The sequence below is a fragment of the Micromonospora sp. NPDC047707 genome (assembly GCF_040704235.1).
Taxonomy (GTDB): domain Bacteria; phylum Actinomycetota; class Actinomycetes; order Mycobacteriales; family Micromonosporaceae; genus Micromonospora.
This window is the reverse complement of the sequence record NZ_JBEYSU010000014.1, coordinates 114,728-129,920: the sequence shown is the minus strand read 5'-3', so window position 1 is coordinate 129,920 and position 15,193 is coordinate 114,728. Positions and strand designations below refer to the sequence as shown.

Annotated in this window: 16 protein-coding genes; 9 read left to right on the top strand and 7 right to left on the bottom strand. The window is 72.9% G+C overall.

The window, feature by feature from the left end; all coding sequences use genetic code 11:
• The gene (locus AB0873_RS17805) at nucleotides 1–240 is read right to left on the bottom strand and encodes a hypothetical protein (RefSeq protein WP_366600819.1); all 240 of its coding nucleotides are present in this window, start codon (nucleotides 238–240) and stop codon (nucleotides 1–3) included.
• A gap of 98 nt (nucleotides 241–338) precedes the next feature.
• Nucleotides 339–593: a DivIVA domain-containing protein gene (locus tag AB0873_RS17800; protein WP_366600792.1), complete on the bottom strand. Its 255-nt coding sequence runs from the start codon at nucleotides 591–593 to the stop codon at nucleotides 339–341.
• Between the two features lie 440 nt (nucleotides 594–1,033).
• On the opposite strand from AB0873_RS17800, the gene AB0873_RS17795 reads away from it, so the two are divergent.
• The 4 genes from AB0873_RS17795 to AB0873_RS17780 all read left to right on the top strand — a co-directional run bounded on the left by AB0873_RS17795 (nucleotide 1,034) and on the right by AB0873_RS17780 (nucleotide 4,004).
• A complete protein-coding gene (locus AB0873_RS17795) occupies nucleotides 1,034–1,906 on the top strand; it encodes a helix-turn-helix transcriptional regulator (RefSeq protein ID WP_366600791.1) in 873 nt (290 codons plus the stop codon).
• Nucleotides 1,903–2,121 carry a DUF397 domain-containing protein gene (locus AB0873_RS17790; RefSeq protein ID WP_366600790.1) on the top strand — a complete coding sequence of 73 codons (219 nt, stop codon included), beginning with the start codon at nucleotides 1,903–1,905 and terminating at the stop codon, nucleotides 2,119–2,121. Before AB0873_RS17795 ends, AB0873_RS17790 begins: the two co-directional genes overlap by 4 nt.
• 107 nt (nucleotides 2,122–2,228) lie before the next feature.
• On the top strand, nucleotides 2,229–2,777 hold the full coding sequence (locus AB0873_RS17785) for a hypothetical protein (protein WP_366600789.1): 549 nt from the start codon (nucleotides 2,229–2,231) through the stop codon (nucleotides 2,775–2,777).
• A 309-nt stretch (nucleotides 2,778–3,086) separates the two neighbouring features.
• The gene (locus AB0873_RS17780) at nucleotides 3,087–4,004 is read left to right on the top strand and encodes a sporulation protein (protein ID WP_366600818.1); all 918 of its coding nucleotides are present in this window, start codon (nucleotides 3,087–3,089) and stop codon (nucleotides 4,002–4,004) included.
• A gap of 61 nt (nucleotides 4,005–4,065) precedes the next feature.
• Here AB0873_RS17780 and AB0873_RS17775 read toward each other — a convergent pair whose 3' ends face one another.
• Together AB0873_RS17775 and AB0873_RS17770 are read right to left on the bottom strand one after the other, a co-directional pair.
• Nucleotides 4,066–4,446 (bottom strand): hypothetical protein, encoded by a 381-nt coding sequence (locus AB0873_RS17775; protein ID WP_366600788.1) that lies wholly within the window; start codon nucleotides 4,444–4,446, stop codon nucleotides 4,066–4,068.
• Nucleotides 4,447–4,603: 157 nt separating this feature from the next.
• Nucleotides 4,604–6,646 (bottom strand): glycerophosphodiester phosphodiesterase family protein, encoded by a 2,043-nt coding sequence (locus AB0873_RS17770; RefSeq protein ID WP_155333249.1) that lies wholly within the window; start codon nucleotides 6,644–6,646, stop codon nucleotides 4,604–4,606.
• A 173-nt stretch (nucleotides 6,647–6,819) separates the two neighbouring features.
• Here AB0873_RS17770 and AB0873_RS17765 point away from each other — a divergent pair, with 173 nt between their 5' ends.
• Together AB0873_RS17765 and AB0873_RS17760 are read left to right on the top strand one after the other, a co-directional pair.
• The gene (locus AB0873_RS17765; protein WP_155333248.1) at nucleotides 6,820–7,227 is read left to right on the top strand and encodes a hypothetical protein; all 408 of its coding nucleotides are present in this window, start codon (nucleotides 6,820–6,822) and stop codon (nucleotides 7,225–7,227) included.
• A 97-nt stretch (nucleotides 7,228–7,324) separates the two neighbouring features.
• Entirely contained in the window at nucleotides 7,325–7,960 is a 636-nt protein-coding gene (locus AB0873_RS17760) for a poly-gamma-glutamate hydrolase family protein (RefSeq protein ID WP_366600787.1), read from the top strand.
• On the opposite strand, the gene AB0873_RS17755 is transcribed toward AB0873_RS17760, so the two are convergent.
• Nucleotides 7,945–10,191, bottom strand: coding sequence for an AAA family ATPase (locus AB0873_RS17755; protein ID WP_366600817.1), 2,247 nt, complete (start codon nucleotides 10,189–10,191; stop codon nucleotides 7,945–7,947). The genes AB0873_RS17760 and AB0873_RS17755 overlap by 16 nt on opposite strands.
• A 216-nt stretch (nucleotides 10,192–10,407) precedes the next feature.
• Complete coding sequence (locus tag AB0873_RS17750) at nucleotides 10,408–10,881, bottom strand: MarR family winged helix-turn-helix transcriptional regulator (RefSeq protein WP_366600786.1); 474 nt, start codon at nucleotides 10,879–10,881, stop codon at nucleotides 10,408–10,410.
• A 92-nt stretch (nucleotides 10,882–10,973) separates the two neighbouring features.
• Here AB0873_RS17750 and AB0873_RS17745 point away from each other — a divergent pair, with 92 nt between their 5' ends.
• Nucleotides 10,974–11,840 (top strand): haloalkane dehalogenase, encoded by an 867-nt coding sequence (locus AB0873_RS17745; RefSeq protein ID WP_366600785.1) that lies wholly within the window; start codon nucleotides 10,974–10,976, stop codon nucleotides 11,838–11,840.
• 58 nt (nucleotides 11,841–11,898) lie between these two features.
• Here the strand turns inward: AB0873_RS17745 and AB0873_RS17740 are convergent, their stop codons facing one another.
• Entirely contained in the window at nucleotides 11,899–12,981 is a 1,083-nt protein-coding gene (locus tag AB0873_RS17740) for a sigma-E factor regulatory protein RseB domain-containing protein (RefSeq protein ID WP_366600784.1), read from the bottom strand.
• 97 nt (nucleotides 12,982–13,078) lie between these two features.
• On the opposite strand from AB0873_RS17740, the gene AB0873_RS17735 reads away from it, so the two are divergent.
• A complete protein-coding gene (locus tag AB0873_RS17735; protein WP_366600783.1) occupies nucleotides 13,079–13,735 on the top strand; it encodes a response regulator transcription factor in 657 nt (218 codons plus the stop codon).
• 116 nt (nucleotides 13,736–13,851) lie between these two features.
• Complete coding sequence (locus tag AB0873_RS17730; RefSeq protein ID WP_366600782.1) at nucleotides 13,852–15,192, top strand: HAMP domain-containing sensor histidine kinase; 1,341 nt, start codon at nucleotides 13,852–13,854, stop codon at nucleotides 15,190–15,192.
• Nucleotide 15,193: the final 1 nt, after the last annotated feature.

Genomic DNA, 15,193 nt, shown 5'->3' with positions numbered 1-15,193 from the left:
TCACCGGGCTCGCGTAACCGGCTCGCACGGACCGTCGTGGTCGGTCCGGCGGGCACACCGGCTCCGGTCCGGCATGATGCGGTCGCAGAACACCCAGTGCCGTACGTGTTGGGCGTCCTCGGCGGAGACGGTCACCCCCGCTGCCTCGATTCCCGGTATCAGAGCCACCGAACGGCCGAACGTGTACGCGAAGCGGAGCGCGTCGGCCAGCTCCGGGAGCGTCACCGGCAGATGGATCACGTGCCGTGCCGGGGCGCCGTCCGTGCCGGCGACGGCCTCGACCACAGCCTGCGGCAGCGGTACGAACACCACGCCGAGTGGCCGCCGTGCAGGCGGCGTCACGACATCCTCCGCTGTGCCTGCGCGCTCTGCCAGTCGCGCAGCGCACGCTTGAGGCGGATGTTCTCGTCGTTGAGCCGGGCGACGTCCTGGTTCAGGGCGGCCAGTTCGAGTGCGACCCGGTGCAGGAACTGCCGCACCTCCTCAGGGTGCAGGCCGCGCCGACCGAAGCTGACGGTGGCGAACTGGCGGTCGCGGACGTGGCGCGGATGCAGCCGGGGCGGTGCGGCGCCGTAGACGGTGCCTCGGTTCATCGGTGGGCTCCTTTCGAAGTTGTAGGGGGAGGCCCTGGCGGAGGGGGAGTTCCGGCAGGGCCGCCCCGCCCGGCGACCGCAGCCTCGATCGGCGAGTACGGCCACCGGGCTGCCGGTGGGTGGTGTCGAATCGCGGACAGGTGGGGTCGCGAAGACCCGCCTCGCCGTGATAGGTATTCGTCAAGTCGGTCGGAGCCGAGAATGCGCGCGTGATGCGGCTCCATGTTGAGACCCGACGAGAGCCGGTATGCGTCTGCCACACGCGAGGCCGTCTCTCGTCACCTTTTCGGCTGTTGGCACAGCCGCGGTTGCCGTACTTGCACCGGGCGTCCCCGGGGGTCGGTGATCACCCTCACCCGAAGGCCACATTTCCAGTGGGCTCGGTATTGGTGCAACGACACCAACGGATCCCTTTTTCTACGGGTGTGTGAGAGGTGAGAATGGCCGCGAAGAGGGAGGCCTTCGTCCGGACGCTTCGTGCTCAGTGGCTCGGTCAACAGATGCGCGAGCTGCGGGAACGACGCGGTCTGACGCTCAAGTACGTCGCCCAGTATCTGGAGCGGGACTTCTCTTCGCTGGCCCGGTACGAGCGAGCTGAATGGCCCTTCCGGCGCGATCTCGTGGTCGAGTTGCTCGACCTCTATGGTGTCTACGACGAGCGGGAGCGTGACCGACTCATTCAACTGGCGCAGGATGCCTGGCGCGTCGACCGATGGGACAACGACCTCGGCGGGACCATCTACGACACCTCGTTCATCGACTTCCCGTGGTTGGAGTCGCGGGCGGAGCAGGTATGCACCTATGCTTCGCTGCTCATACCCGGCCTGCTTCAGACCAGGGACTACGCCGAGGCGGTCATCAGGAACGCGGAACCCAGCTCGACCAGCGAAGCCCAGATCCGCAAGTGGGTCCAACTCCGCATGGACCGGCAGCGGCTACTCGACCGGCCGTCGCCCACCAGACTGGGGGTGATCGTCGAAGAGACGGCGTTGCGACGACCGGTGATGACCCGGGGAGTGATGGCCGCCCAGCTTGCCCACCTTGTGCGGTCGGCGAGGAAACCGACGGTCGAGATCCGGGTCCTTCCTGCCACTCTTGGGCTGCACGCCGGTCTGGACGGCACGTTCTGGCTGTTCAAGATGCCCCCGCCGTACACCGACGTGGCTCACGCCGAGACCCTTGGCGGCCGGCTGTTCGTAGAGTCGGACAAGGCTCTGCGGTACGTCCGCGCGTACGATCGGCTCCGGGAGGCCGCACTCAGCGCGAGCGAGTCGGCGAAGCTGCTCTCAGCGATCGCGGAGGAGCTGTCATGAGCGGAACCATCCCTGACGTGGCTTGGCACATAAGCACCAAGAGCCCTGACAACGGCGGCAACTGTGTCGAGGCGGGGCCGTTTCTTGACGGTTCGGGTCGGGTGGCGGTACGGGACAGCAAGGCGCGGGACGCTGGAACGATCATCTACAGTGCCGCCCGGTGGACGGCCTTCGTGAGCGGCGTCAAGGACGGCCAGTTCGAGTTCACGAACTGATCCGAAGGGCACCGCCTTGCAAACCCGTGGTCGCGTGCGGCTTGCCGGCGCCCGCCACGATGGCGGCGAGTGCCGGCCTCCCGCCGGCCGTTCGCTGGGAGGTCCCCGTGCGCATCAGACCCCGACTGTCCGCCCTCGTAGCCCTCGTCCTGGTCGCCGGTGCGGTGCTGGTGCCGGCCGCTCCCGCCGCCGCCGACCTGGACGGCTGCTACGACTCGACCACGCCACGTTTCCAGGACCCGGCCCCGTGGTCGGCGCCCGGCAACGTCCACACCGGTTGGAGCACGCCGGCCGGCGTCGTCCGGGGCGACGCGTTCCGGATCACGGCGACCGGCACCGTGCGGATCGACTTCTGGGGCACCACCAAGAACGTGGCCGGTGAGCTGCCGTTGCCGCCGGACAACGGCGACTGGCCGGCTCCCGACGCGCCCCGCTACGCGTTGATCGCACGGGTCACCGACGGCGAGATGCTGGTGCTGAAGAACGGCCGGAGCTACGGCCAGAGCCGCTGGTTCCCGGTCGGCGCGGACAGCGGGTGCCTGCTCTTCCTCGGCAACAGCATCGACCGCAGGCCACATCTGGTGTTCACCGTCAACGATCCCAACCTCGGCGACAACGGCGGTGGCGCGTCGGTGCGCGTACGCCAGTGGTTCTGACCCGGCGCGGTCGCGGCAGTGGCTGGCGTCCGCGTCGCCAGATCCACTCGACTTTCCTGAAGTCGGGGCGTCCGGGCGTTCGGGACACCCCGACTTCAGCGATGTCGAGTTGACCCTGCGGCGGTACCGGGCGCGGCGGCTGGTGGCCGCGCGGCGCCGGTGCGACACTTTTCAGCGACCTCACAGCGCCGCCCGATACCGTGCCCCCGTCAACCGTCCCGCTCCGGCAGAGCGTGGACACCAGACCCAGCGGGAGTTCCGATGGTCTTCAAGAAGATGTTGAGCGCGTTCGGCGTCGGCGGCCCCAGCGTGGACACCGTCCTGACGAACCCGAACACTCGGCCCGGCCTGACCCTCGAGGGGCAGGTCAACCTGCTCGGCGGGGACGCGCCGGCGGCCATCGAGCAGATCGTCGTCGGCCTGGTCACCCGGGTCGAGATGGAGGGCCACGACACCGAGTACGCGGGCATCATGGAATTCCACCGGATGCCCGTCTCCGGGCCGCTCCAGCTCGCCGCGAAGCAGCAGCTGTCCATCCCGTTCCAGCTGCCGGTGCCGTGGGAGACCCCGATCACCGACGTGTACGGCCAGCGCCTGCACGGCATGACGATGGGTCTGCGCACCGAGCTGGCGATCGCCCGGGCCGTCGACAAGAGCGACCTGGACCAGGTCAACGTGCACCCGCTGCCGGTGCACGAGCGGATCCTGGAGGCGTTCCAGCGGCTCGGCTTCCGGTTCAAGCACTCCGACCTGGAGCGTGGCCACATCCGGGGGACGCAGCAGACGCTGCCGTTCTACCAGGAGATCGAGTTCTTCGCGGCTCCGCAGTACGCGCAGACCATCAACGAGGTCGAGCTGACGTTCGTCACCAGCCCGCACGGGGTGGACGTGATCCTGGAGTGCGACAAGCGCGGCGGCTTCTTCAGCTCCGGGCACGACGTGTTCGGCCGTTACCAGGTCTCGCACGCCGACGCCGACCGGGTCGACTGGACGCAGGTGGTCGACGGCTGGCTGCGGGAGACGACCTCCCGCTACGGCAGCCTGCGGGCGCAGGGCTTCGGCATGCCGCACCAGCACGGCCACGGGCACCACGGCCGTGGGATGGGTGTCGGCGGCGTGGTCGCCGGCGCCGCACTCGGCATGGCCGGCGGCATGATCGCCGGCGAGATGATCGAGGACGCGGTCGAGGGCGACTTCGGCGGGGACTTCGGCGGCTTCGAGGAGTAGGACCGAACCAGCGTCGGTGCCCTCCGGGACGGATCCCGGAGGGCACCGACGGTTTCAGCGGTCAGCGCCGACCCGCGCGTCGCTCCTCGCCGGAGCGCCGAGCGGTACCGGCCTTCGCCAGACCCCGGCTGACGAGGTAGGCGGCGGTCAGGATGGACAGGTACCACCACGCGAGGGTCGGGTTGTTGATGTTCAGCCCGTCGGTGGCCGAACCTCGCCAGAACGCGGCGATCACCACGACCGCGACCGCGGCGGCGTAGATCCAGAATTCGGTGGTCAGGAACGACTGCTTCGTCTCCGTACCGGGCGACGGCATCTGTTCCCGGCGCCCGTCGGGTATCGCCGCCATCGGGCGGGTGGGCGTCTCCTGCATCGCCGCGCGGTTCTGCACGTCCGCCGCGGGACGGTTCATCGGCCTGGTGGATGCAGCCTGCGTGCTCATCTGTCCTCCCGAGGATGCGATGAGTACCTGCGATCCCTCGCCCCGCTACCGCGTGTCGGCCACGGCACGGTTCACGTACTTGGCGGGGGCACCCCGCGTCTACCCGACCGGCCGGGGGCAGTAACACCGCCTCCGGCCGGCAGGTCGCGGCCCGCGGTCAGCGCAGGCCGTTGCGGATCGCCACGCCGATCAGCAGGTCCGGGTCGTCGGTGATGATCCCGTCGACACCGAGGTCGATGACCCGCTGCATCACGGTCGCATCGTTGACGGTGTACGGCACCACGCTCAGCCCGTACCGCCGCTGAAGGGTACGGACGTCCGGTCCGTGGAAGTATGCCGGATTCTCCCGCAGGTACCAGTCGGCGGACGCGACGATGCCCTGCGCCGGGTCGTGGACCTGCCAGTTGGACGAGACCGTCCCGGCGCCGGCGGCCCGGACGAGCTTGCCGAGGTCCCGGTACCGCCACCAGTCCAGGCCCCCGGTCCACGGGCTCTTCACCCGGGGGTCGCCGTAGACCGCCCGCAGCGAGCACTCGTCGGCGAGGCTCGCGCACTCGGCCGGACCGTACTGCCAGACCAGGGCGACGGTGTCGATGCGGCGGTCCAGCTTGCGGGCGTACCGGATGGTCCGCCAGTCGAACGACTGGATGGTGACCCGGTCGGTGAAGCGGGCCCGCTGGATCGCCGTGACGAGCTTGCGGGTGAAGACGTCGTACGGCGCGGTGTCGTTCACCACCGGGCTGATCTTCGTCTCGATGTTCAGCCGGACGTCGTCCCGGCCGCTGCTGCGCACCAGCGTGAGGACCTCGTCCAGGGTGGGGATGCGCGCGCCCGGCACGGCGACCTGGTCCGGCGCGTCGGCCGGCGTCCTCGAGCCGCAGTCCAGCGTCTTGAGCTGCGCCAGGGTCAGGTCGTGTACCCGCTTGCCGACGTACGGGAACTCCGGGTCACCGGGCCAGGCCGGCGCGGTGTCCTCGCAGTGCGAACCGTTGATCGTCCGGTCGTGCAGCACGACCAGGTGACCGTCGGCGCTGACGCCGGTGTCCAGTTCCAGGGTGGAGATCGCCGGGTTCTCCAGCGCGTGCGCGAAGGCCGGGAGGGTGTTCTCCGGCCGGGTGGCCCGGCCGCCCCGGTGGGCCTGGATGTCGAACGGCGACGCGTACGCCTCGGGCAGCCGCATCCCGCGCTGGGCGAGCAGGCCGCGCAGCCGGTCCGGGTAGTCGGTGATGATGCCGTCCACGCCGTCGTCGAGCAGCTTCGCCATGGTGGGGACGTCGTTGATCGTCCACGGCACGACGGTGATCCCGTGCCGGTGGGCGTGCGCCACCATCTCCTTCGTCACGTACGGGCGGTAGGTCGGGTCGGTGACCGTGCCGTTCTGCGGGAAGCCGTGCACCGGCGAGAAGGTCTTCGCGCCGAAGGTGCGGATCGCCGCGATCGGGTCGCCGCCGAAGTCGTCGATGTCCAGCCCGCCGAGCCACGGCGAGGCGCCCGGCTGCCCGGTCTGGAGGAAGTCGTAGTTGGTCAGGGCGACCAGCGGCAGCCGCGGCTCGACCTGGCGCATCCGCATCAGCGCGCCCCAGTCGAAGCTCTGGATGGTCACCTGCTTCAGCATCCCGGCGGCCCGGATCTCGGCCGCCGTGACCTGGACGAACTGCTCACGCGGCGCGGTCTCGCTGGGCGCGCCGGCCTCCACCTTGGTCTCGATGTTGAGCTTCACGTCGTCCGCCCGGTGCCGCTTGACCAGCGCGAACACCTCGCGCAGCAGCGGCATGCGGGCACCCGGCACGGCGAGCTGACCGGGGCGGTCGGCGAGGGTCCTCGTGCCGCAGTCGAGGGTGCGGACCTGCGCCAGCGTGAGCGTGTTGACGTACTTCCCGACGTACGGGAACTCCGGGTCGCCCGGGGTCGCCGGTGCGGTGTCCACGCACTTGGCGCCGCTGACGCGCCGGTCGTGGGTGACGACGGCCTGGCCGTCCTCGGTGATCTGCACGTCCAGTTCCAGGGTGTCCACGCCCAGGTGGAGCGCGTTGCCGAAGGACGCGAGGGTGCTCTCCACCCGCAACCCGAGGCCGCCGCGGTGGGCCTGCAGGTCGAATGTCCGGTCCGGTCGCGGCTTCGCCTCGGCGGGCGCTGCGAGCCCGGCTGTCACGGTCGCCGCCACCAGGGCGGCGACGGCGGTGCGGCGTACGTTGCGCACGCTCTTTCTCCCTCCCGCGGGGGTGTCCCGCTGGTTCGCCGCTCAGCATCGGCAGCGTGGACGGCGGGCGGGCGAGCAGCGGGCGACGTCCGGGTGAACCGGCCGTGCGGGTTTGGCCGGGCGGGCGTCGGGCACGCAGTGGGACACCGACGACTTCGGCGAGGTGAGACAGCATGCGCGAGGACGACGTGCGGAACGAGGCCGCCCGGCGGGCGGAGGAGCGGATCGCCGGTGGCGGGTACGGCGAGGGGGCCCTGGACGAGGTGACCGTGCCGCAGACCGACGTGCAGCGGGTGATCCAGGACGAGGACCCGGGTGACCCGGCGCACGTCCGCGTCGATCCCCAGGTGCTCCGCGACGGCGGCCCGACCCGGGGTCAGGGTGCCGTCACCACGACCGGCGGCACGGCCGGCCCGGCCAGCGCCCGCCGGGTGGCGCGGCAGCCGGAGCGGCACCGCGGCAAGGTGGCGCCGACGACCACCGGGGACGCGACCACCGGCGGCCTGAGCACCCCGGCGGGCGGCTCGACGAGCGACCAGTCGTCCACGGCGAGCCAGGTCGGCAACTTCACCAACGAATGATCCGACCGCGGGGGCGGCGTCTTCGGACGCCGCCCCCGCGGCGCGGCCGGGCAGGTGGCCGGGCCGCGCGGGACCGTCTTTCGAGTGGGAGGTCGTCGTGGGCGACGTGTACGCCAACTACGCACAGCTGGCTGCTGGGGAGGACGAGGGCGTCGACTACACCCGGACGGCGATCGGCGGGCCCACCACGTCGTGGGCGTCCATCGCGATCCACGGTGGCGGCATCGAGGCCGGCAGCGGAGAACTCGCGCTGGCCGTCGGCGACGGTCTGATGGACACGTACGTGTTCGCCGGCATCAAGTCCAGCGGCAACTCCGATCTGCACATCACCGCCACGAAGTTCGACGAGCCGCAGTGTCTCGCCCTGCTCGCGGCAGCGGACCGGACCATCTCCATCCACGGCTACACCGGCACGGCCGGCGAGCCCGAAACCGCCCTCGGTGGGCTGGACGCCGACCTCGCCGGTGACCTCTCGGCGGCGTTGACCGACAAGGGGTTCAACGTCGTGGCGGCCTCGAGCGAGATCTCCGGCAGCTACCCGGGCAACATCTGCAACAGGAACCGGCGCGGAGCGGGCGTGCAGTTGGAGCTCTCCCACGCCCTGCGCACGTCGTTCTTCCCCAACGGGGACCTGACCCGGTCGGCGAGGGAGTCGGGGCGACGGACGCAGCTCTTCCACGACTACGTCGAAGCCGTGCGGTCGGTGGTCGCCGTTGCTCAGCCGGCCTCCTGAGGTCCGGCGGAGGTGCCCTGCCGGAGGATGCCGAGGCGTTGGGTGGCGCGGGTGAGGGCCACGTACAGGTCGTTCCGGCCGCGCGGGGACTCCGCAACGATCCGGTCCGGGTCGACCAGCAGGACGGAGTCGAACTCCAGGCCCTTGGCCTGGGCGACGCTCAGCACGACGACGCGGCTCTCCAACTCGGGGTGCTCGCCGACGGCCGCCTCGGGCAGCGCGGCGGTGAGCGCGGCGCCCAGGTCGTCGATCCGGCCGGCGGGCACGATCACCCCGAGCCGGCCGTCGGCCAGCCCGGCGGCCTCCCGGGCGGCTGCCGCCACCAGTTCCGTCGTCAGCCGGTCCGCCGCCACGGCACGGTCCCACGGCGCCACACCGGTGGCGCGTACGGAGCGCGGGGGGCGCAGCGCCGGGTCGATCTCGGCGAGCACCCCGGCCGCGACGGCCATGATCTCGGCCGGGGTGCGGTAGCTGACGGTGAGCTCCTCCAGCCGCCAGCGCTGCGCCACGTACGGCTCCAGCGCGTCGGCCCACGACGCGGTGCCGGCGAGCGCGCCGGTCTGCGCCACGTCCCCGACGATCGTCATGGACCGGCTCGGGCAGCGGCGCATCAGCAGGCGCCACGCCATCGGCGAGAGCTCCTGCGCCTCGTCGACGATGACGTGGCCGAACGCCCAGCTCCGGTCGGCCGCGGCCCGCTGGGCGGTGGTCAGGCGCTCGGCCTCCTCCTGCCGTTCCAGCAGGCGGTCGGCGTCGATCAGGTCGGTCACGCCGAGGATCTCGCCGCCGTCGGCCTCGTCCTCGACGTCGATGGACCGGGAGCCCCGGGCGATCTCGAGGACGCCCTCCGCGTACTCCCGCTGGAGGGACCGGATGCGTTCCCGGCGCGCCTCGGCGGCGCGGTCGTCCTCGCCGAGCAGTTCCGCCGCCTCGTCCAGCAGCGGCACGTCCGCCGGCGTCCAGCCGCCCGGCTCGCGGTGCAGCAGGGCCCGCTCGGCGTCGGTGAGCATCGGCGCCGCGACGGCGATGCGGCCCGGGTCGGCGTACAGGTCGGCGAGGAGCCGCTGCGGGGTCAGCACCGGCCAGAGCCGGTCCAGCGTCGCGCGGACCTCCGGGTCCTCGCGGAGCTCGCGGCGGATCTCGGCCACGTCGGCCTCGTCGAGCAGGTTCTCGCCGCCCAGCGGGTCGGCGCCGATGCGCTCGGCCACCTGCCCGGCGAGCGCGTGCACGATCTCGACGTCGAACAGTGCCCGGGCCAGGTTGTGCGGGCGGCCGGAGCGGCGGGCCCGGTCCCGGGCCGCACGGACGGTCTCCGGGGCGAGCACGAGGATCTCCCGCTGCGGCTGCTCGATCTCCAGGGGCTCGTCGGGCACCCACTGCCGGTCGCGCACGGCGGCGGTCAGCACGTCGACCATCACCTCGCGGCCCTTCAGCGCCGCCGCCTCCGCCGACTCGGTACGCCGCGCGCTGACCCCGGGAAAGAGGTCGGCCTGGGTACGCAGCAGCACTCCGGTCTCGGCCAGGGCGGGCAGCACCTGGGAGATGTAGCGCAGGAAGGTGGCGTTGGGCCCGACCAGCAGCACGCCGCGGGTCGAGAGCTCCCGCCGGTGGGTGTAGAGCAGGTACGCCGCCCGGTGCAGCGCCACCGCCGTCTTGCCGGTGCCGGGCCCGCCCTGCACCACCAGCACGCCCGGCAGGTCGGCGCGGATGATCCGGTCCTGCTCGGCCTGGATGGTCTCCACGATGTCGCGCATCCGGCCGGTACGGCCGGCGTTGAGCGCGGCGAGCAGCGCCGCCTCGCCGGTCACCTCCTCGTGGGCGGTGGGGGAGGCGGTGGCCAGGTCCAGCACCTCGTCGTTGAGCGCGATCACCTTGCGCTGCCGGGTCCGCAGGTGCCGCCGGCGGCGGACGCCCTGCGGGTTGGCGGCGGTGGCCAGGTAGAAGGCGCGGGCTGCCGGCGCCCGCCAGTCGATGAGCAGCGGGTCGTAGTCGCCGCTGGTGTCGAAGATGCCGATCCGGCCGATGTAGTGCGGCCCGCCGTCGTCGGTGTCAAGCCGGCCGAAACAGAGGCCGTTCTCCACCGCGGAGAACTGCTCCACCTGTTCGGCGTACATTCCCACCGCGCTGTCGCGCTGGGAGCGGGCCTGGAGGGTGCCGCCGGTGTTCCGCAGTTCCTCGGCCAGCCGCCGGGACGCCTGTTCGCGCAGCCCGTCCAGCCGGCGGTAGAGCATCGAGACGTACTCCTGCTCGCGGCCGATCTCGTCGTCCGTGGGCAGGTCACCGGAATTGCCGGAGTGCCTTGACAAGCCGTCTCCCAGTTCGTTAAGATGGTCGCCGGAACGGCCTGCGAGCCGTTCTTTTTTGTTGCCTGAACTGGTCAGGATACCGGGCGACGCCCCGCCGGACCACGTCCCGCGCATCGGCGGGCCGTTCCGCGCCGGCCTCGCTCACATCGTCGCGCCGGAGCGGTCCAGCAGAGTGGCGAGCAGGTGACCGAGCTGCTCGCGTTGCCGCGGTGTCAGCGGTGCCAGGACCTCGTCGTCGACCTGGGCGAGGAGGTCGTCCAGCTCCAGGAGCCGCCGCCGGCCGGGCGCGGTGAGGGTGATCACGTTCTGGCGGCGGTCGGCGGGGTTGGGCGCGCGTTCCACCTCGCCGCGGTCGGTGAGCTCGTTGACGACCGCCACCACGTCGCTGCGGTGGATGCCGGTCCGGCCGCTCAGCTCGGCCTGGCTGGCCGGACCGAACTCGGCCAGCGTGGCGAGCACCGCGTAGTGCCACTTGCGGGCGCCGACCCGGGCGAGCTCCTCGTTGACCCGGCGATCCGTCCGCATCGCGGCCAGGGACAGCAACCGGGTGCGCAGGTTCCGTAGCCGCGCCGGTGCCTCGGGGCGGCCGGCCGCCCCCGCCGGGCTGTCACTCATGGCGGAAGGATACCGCTTGTGTTGGTGACACCAACGATCTAGGTTCGTTGGTGAGGCTAACGTTAGTGTCACCAACGAATCGGAGGCGCGCCATGCCGGTGACCCAGGTGAGCGGATCGACGATGTACCACGAGGAGCGGGGCAGCGGGACTCCGATCGTCTTCCTGCACGGCAACCCCGGATCGTCCCACCTCTGGCGCAACGTCCTGCCCGCCGTCGACCTCCCCGCCCGCCTGCTCGCCCCCGACCTCATCGGCATGGGTCGCTCCGGCAAGCCGGATCTGCCCTACCGGTTCGCCGACCACGCCCGCTACCTGGACGCCTGGGTCGACGCGCTGGACCTGCGGGAGGTCGTCCTCGTCGGCCACGACTGGGGTGGAGCGCTCGCCTTCGACTGGGCGGCCCGCCACCCCGAGCGGGTCCGCGGCGTGGCCTTCCTGGAGACCATCGTGCGGCCGATGTCCTGGGCCGACCTGGGCGACGGACCCCGGTCCCGCGCCGAGGCCATGCGCGGGCCGCAGGGTGAGGACCTGGTCCTCGACCGGAACGTGTTCCTGGAGTCCGCCTTCACCGGCGGGGTGCTGACCCCGGTGAGCGAGGAGGACCTGCGGATCTACCGGGCGCCGTACCCGACCCGGGAGAGCCGCCGGCCGCTGCTGGAGTGGGCCCGCTCGCTGCCGCTGGACGGACAGCCGGCCGACGTCACCGAACGGGTCCAGCGGTACGGGCGGTGGCTGGCGGGCAGCGACCGGGTCCCCAAGCTGCTGCTCACCTTCGACTCCTCACCCACCCTGCTCGTCACCGAAGCCGTGGCCGCCTGGTGCGCGGCGAACATCGCCGCCCTCGACATCCGCCACTGCGGGCCGGCCGGGCACCACGCGCCCGAGGACCGACCCGAGGCGATCGCCGCGGCGATCACCGCCTGGGCGCGCCGGCACGCCCTCGTCGGCGAGCGTTGACGCCGGACACGACCGGGGGCCCGCGGCACGCGCGGGCCCCCGGTCGGCCGTGGAACCGTCAGCCGCGAGCCACCTCGTACAGCCGCTCCGGCGTCACCGCGCCGGCGATCAGACGGCCGTCGTCGGTCAGCAGCGCGCTCACCAGGTGGCTGCGGAACAGCCGGCCGCTGCCCCAGTCGCCCCGGACCGCGGGCAACTGCCCGGACAGCGCGTCCAGGTCGGGGGCATCCCCGGCGTCGGCGGAGCGCGACGCGCCGTCGACCTTGGCGACCACCACCGTGGTCCAGCCCTCCCCGACGGTGCGCACGTCCGGCCGCTCGTCGCCGGCCGGCTTCCCCGGCCGGGCCGGGCGGGCCCGGTCGGCGCCCTCCTCGGTGACCTTCACGCCGGGCCGCGGGTTGAACCGGAACTGGTCGTCGTCCGGCCGGGCGTAGTCGATCTGGGCGAACGCCACCTCGAACGCCGGGCGGTCACCGCCCTCGGCGAACACCTCGAACCGCAGCGGCAGGTGCTCGGTCGCGTCGATGGCGATCCGTACCTGGTGCACCAGCGAGGCGGCGTCGCGCGGCGCGAGCACCAGCTCGTACGCGTCCCGCCCGGCCACCGTGGCGGCCCGCCCCACGCTCACCTCGGTGGTCGGGTCGACGGCGGCGAGGGCGGCGTCGGCCGCCTCCTGCGGCGTGTCCGGCAGCTCCGGCGGGGCGTCGGCGTCCTTCTCCGCGGGAAGCGTGCGGTGGGTGGCCGTGTTGGTGCGGCTGTTCCACGTCCACACGTCGCGTCCGTTACGGATGATGTCCCGCTCGCCGAGCGTGTCGACGAGCGCGACCCGCTGCTTGTCCGGCCCCGAGTGCCACACCCGCAGGGTGTGGGTCCCGGTCAGCAGGTCGGCCGGGCCGTCCCCGGCGGCCAGCCCGGCGATCGCCGGCAGGCCCAGGTCGGCACGCTGCACGACGGTGCCGGAGAAGCCGTCGTGGCGGGCGGTCTGCAGGTCAACGAGGAGCTGGGCGGCGGTCCGGGGCGGCAGGCTCGGCTCGGCCTGGGCGGCGAAGCGGCCGAGCGCGGCGCCCCCACCGACGACGGTCACGACGGCGGTCACCGGGACCAGCCAGCGCAGGGCGGGACGGCTTGTCAGGACGGACATGTGTGGCACCTCCTGCCGACCATCCTGCCCGCACCACCCTGTGAGGGCGCTGAGGACACCCGATCGGGTACGGGCGCCGGGGTGGCACCCTTGACCCGTGCGGCTGCTGGTGGTGGAGGACGAGGCCCGGTTGGCGTCCGCCCTGCAACGCGGCCTCCAGGCGGAGGGTTTCGTCGTCGACGTGGCGGCGACCGGCCCGGCCGGCCTGGAGGCGGCCCGGCACGGCGAGTACGACGCGATGGTCCTCGACGTGATGCTGCCCGGCCTCTCCGGGTACGAGGTGGTCCGCCGCCTGCGGGCCGAGCGGCGGTGGCTGCCGGTGCTCATGCTGTCGGCCAAGGACGGCGAGTACGACCAGGCCGACGGCCTGGACTGCGGCGCCGACGACTACCTGACCAAACCCTTCTCGTACGTGGTGCTGCTGGCCCGGCTGCGCGCGCTGCTGCGGCGTGGCGCGCCCGAGCGGCCCACCGTCCTCACGGTGGGCGACCTGCGGCTGGATCCGGCGCGCCGGCGGGTGACGCGGGACGGTGCCGAGGTGGCCCTGACCGCCCGGGAGTTCGCGCTCCTGGACTACCTGATGCGCCGCCCCGGCCTGGTCGTCTCCAAGACCGAACTGCTGGACCACGTGTGGGACGCCGGCGTGGACACCGCCCCGAACGCCGTGGAGGTCTACGTCGGCTACCTGCGCCGCAAGCTCGGCCGCGAGCGCCTGGAGACGGTCCGCGGCGCCGGCTACCGCCTCACCACATGAGCGGCGAAGGAAGGGCCCCTTCCTATCGCCTCCGGTATAGGAAGGGCCCCCTCCTAACCCGGACGCTCCCACGGCGCGGCCGGCTCTGGGCCGCCCTCGGCCTGCGCGGCCGGCTGATGGCGATCGGGGTGCTCGGGGTGTCGGTGGGCCTCGCGGTCGGCGGCCTGGTGCTGCTCGCGGTGCTCACCTGGGCGCTGCACCGCAACGTCGACACGGAGGCGCTCCGGACCGCCGACGCGGTCGCGCTGCTGGCCGCCGAGGACGCGCTGCCCGACCCGCTGCCGGTCGCCGGCGGCCAGGTCCGGGTGCAGGTGGTCGACGCGCAGGGGCGGGTCCGCGCCGCCTCGATCGACGCCGACCGGTTGGTGCCGATGGTCCGGCCGGAGCGGGTCGACCGGCACGCCCGGCAGGGGATCACCGTGGCGGGGGAGCGGATGGGGCTCGTCGGGCCGGTCCGGGTGGTGGCCGTCCCGGCCGGCACCGACGCCGACCCGCTCACCGTCCTGGTCGCCCGGTCGCTGGTGGACGTGCGGCAGAGCACCCACGTCGTCCGGACCATCCTGCTGGTCAGCTTCCCGCTGCTGGTGGCGGTGCTCGCCGCCGTGGCGTGGCGGGTGGTGGGCGCCACCCTGCGGCCGGTGGAGGCGCTGCGGCGGGGCGCCGAGGAGATTACCGGCCGGAACGGGGCCGGGCGGCTGCCCGTACCGGGCTCGCAGGACGAGATCCACCGGCTCGCGGTCACGCTCAACGACATGCTGGACCGGCTGCGCGCCGGCCGGGACCGGCAGCGCGCGTTCGTCGCCGACGCCGCGCACGAGCTGCGCAGCCCGCTCACCAACATCCGCACCGAGCTGGAGGTCGCGCAGCGGCTGGGGGACCGGACCGACTGGCCCGCGGTGTCGGCGGAACTCCTCGCCGACACCGAGCGGCTCGGCCGGCTCGTGGACGACCTGCTCCTGCTCGCCCGGCTCGACGAGGCCCCGCCGGCGCGGGCCACCGGGCCGGTCGAGCTGGGCGCGCTGCTCACCGAGGTGGCCGGCCGCCAGCTCGCCCGGCCGGTCGAGGTGGTGCCGCCGCCGGAGCCGCTGTGGACGGTCGGCGACCCGGACGAGCTGCGCCGGGTGCTGACCAACCTCGTCGACAACGCCGTCCGGCACGCCCGTACCCGGGTGGTGCTCGCCGCCGCGCCGGACGGGTCCGCGTACCACCGGGTGACGGTGACCGACGACGGGCCCGGCATCCCGGCCGCGGACCGGGAGCGGGTCTTCGGCCGGTTCACCCGACTGGACCCGGCGCGCGACCGGGACGCGGGCGGCGCCGGGCTGGGCCTGGCCATCGTGCGCGAGCTGGTCCGGCGGGCCGGCGGGCAGGTCGACCTGGGCGACGCGGAGCCGCCGCCCGGGCTGCGGGTACGGGTGCTGCTGCCGGCACTGACCGCGGAGCCCGACCCGACCTGAC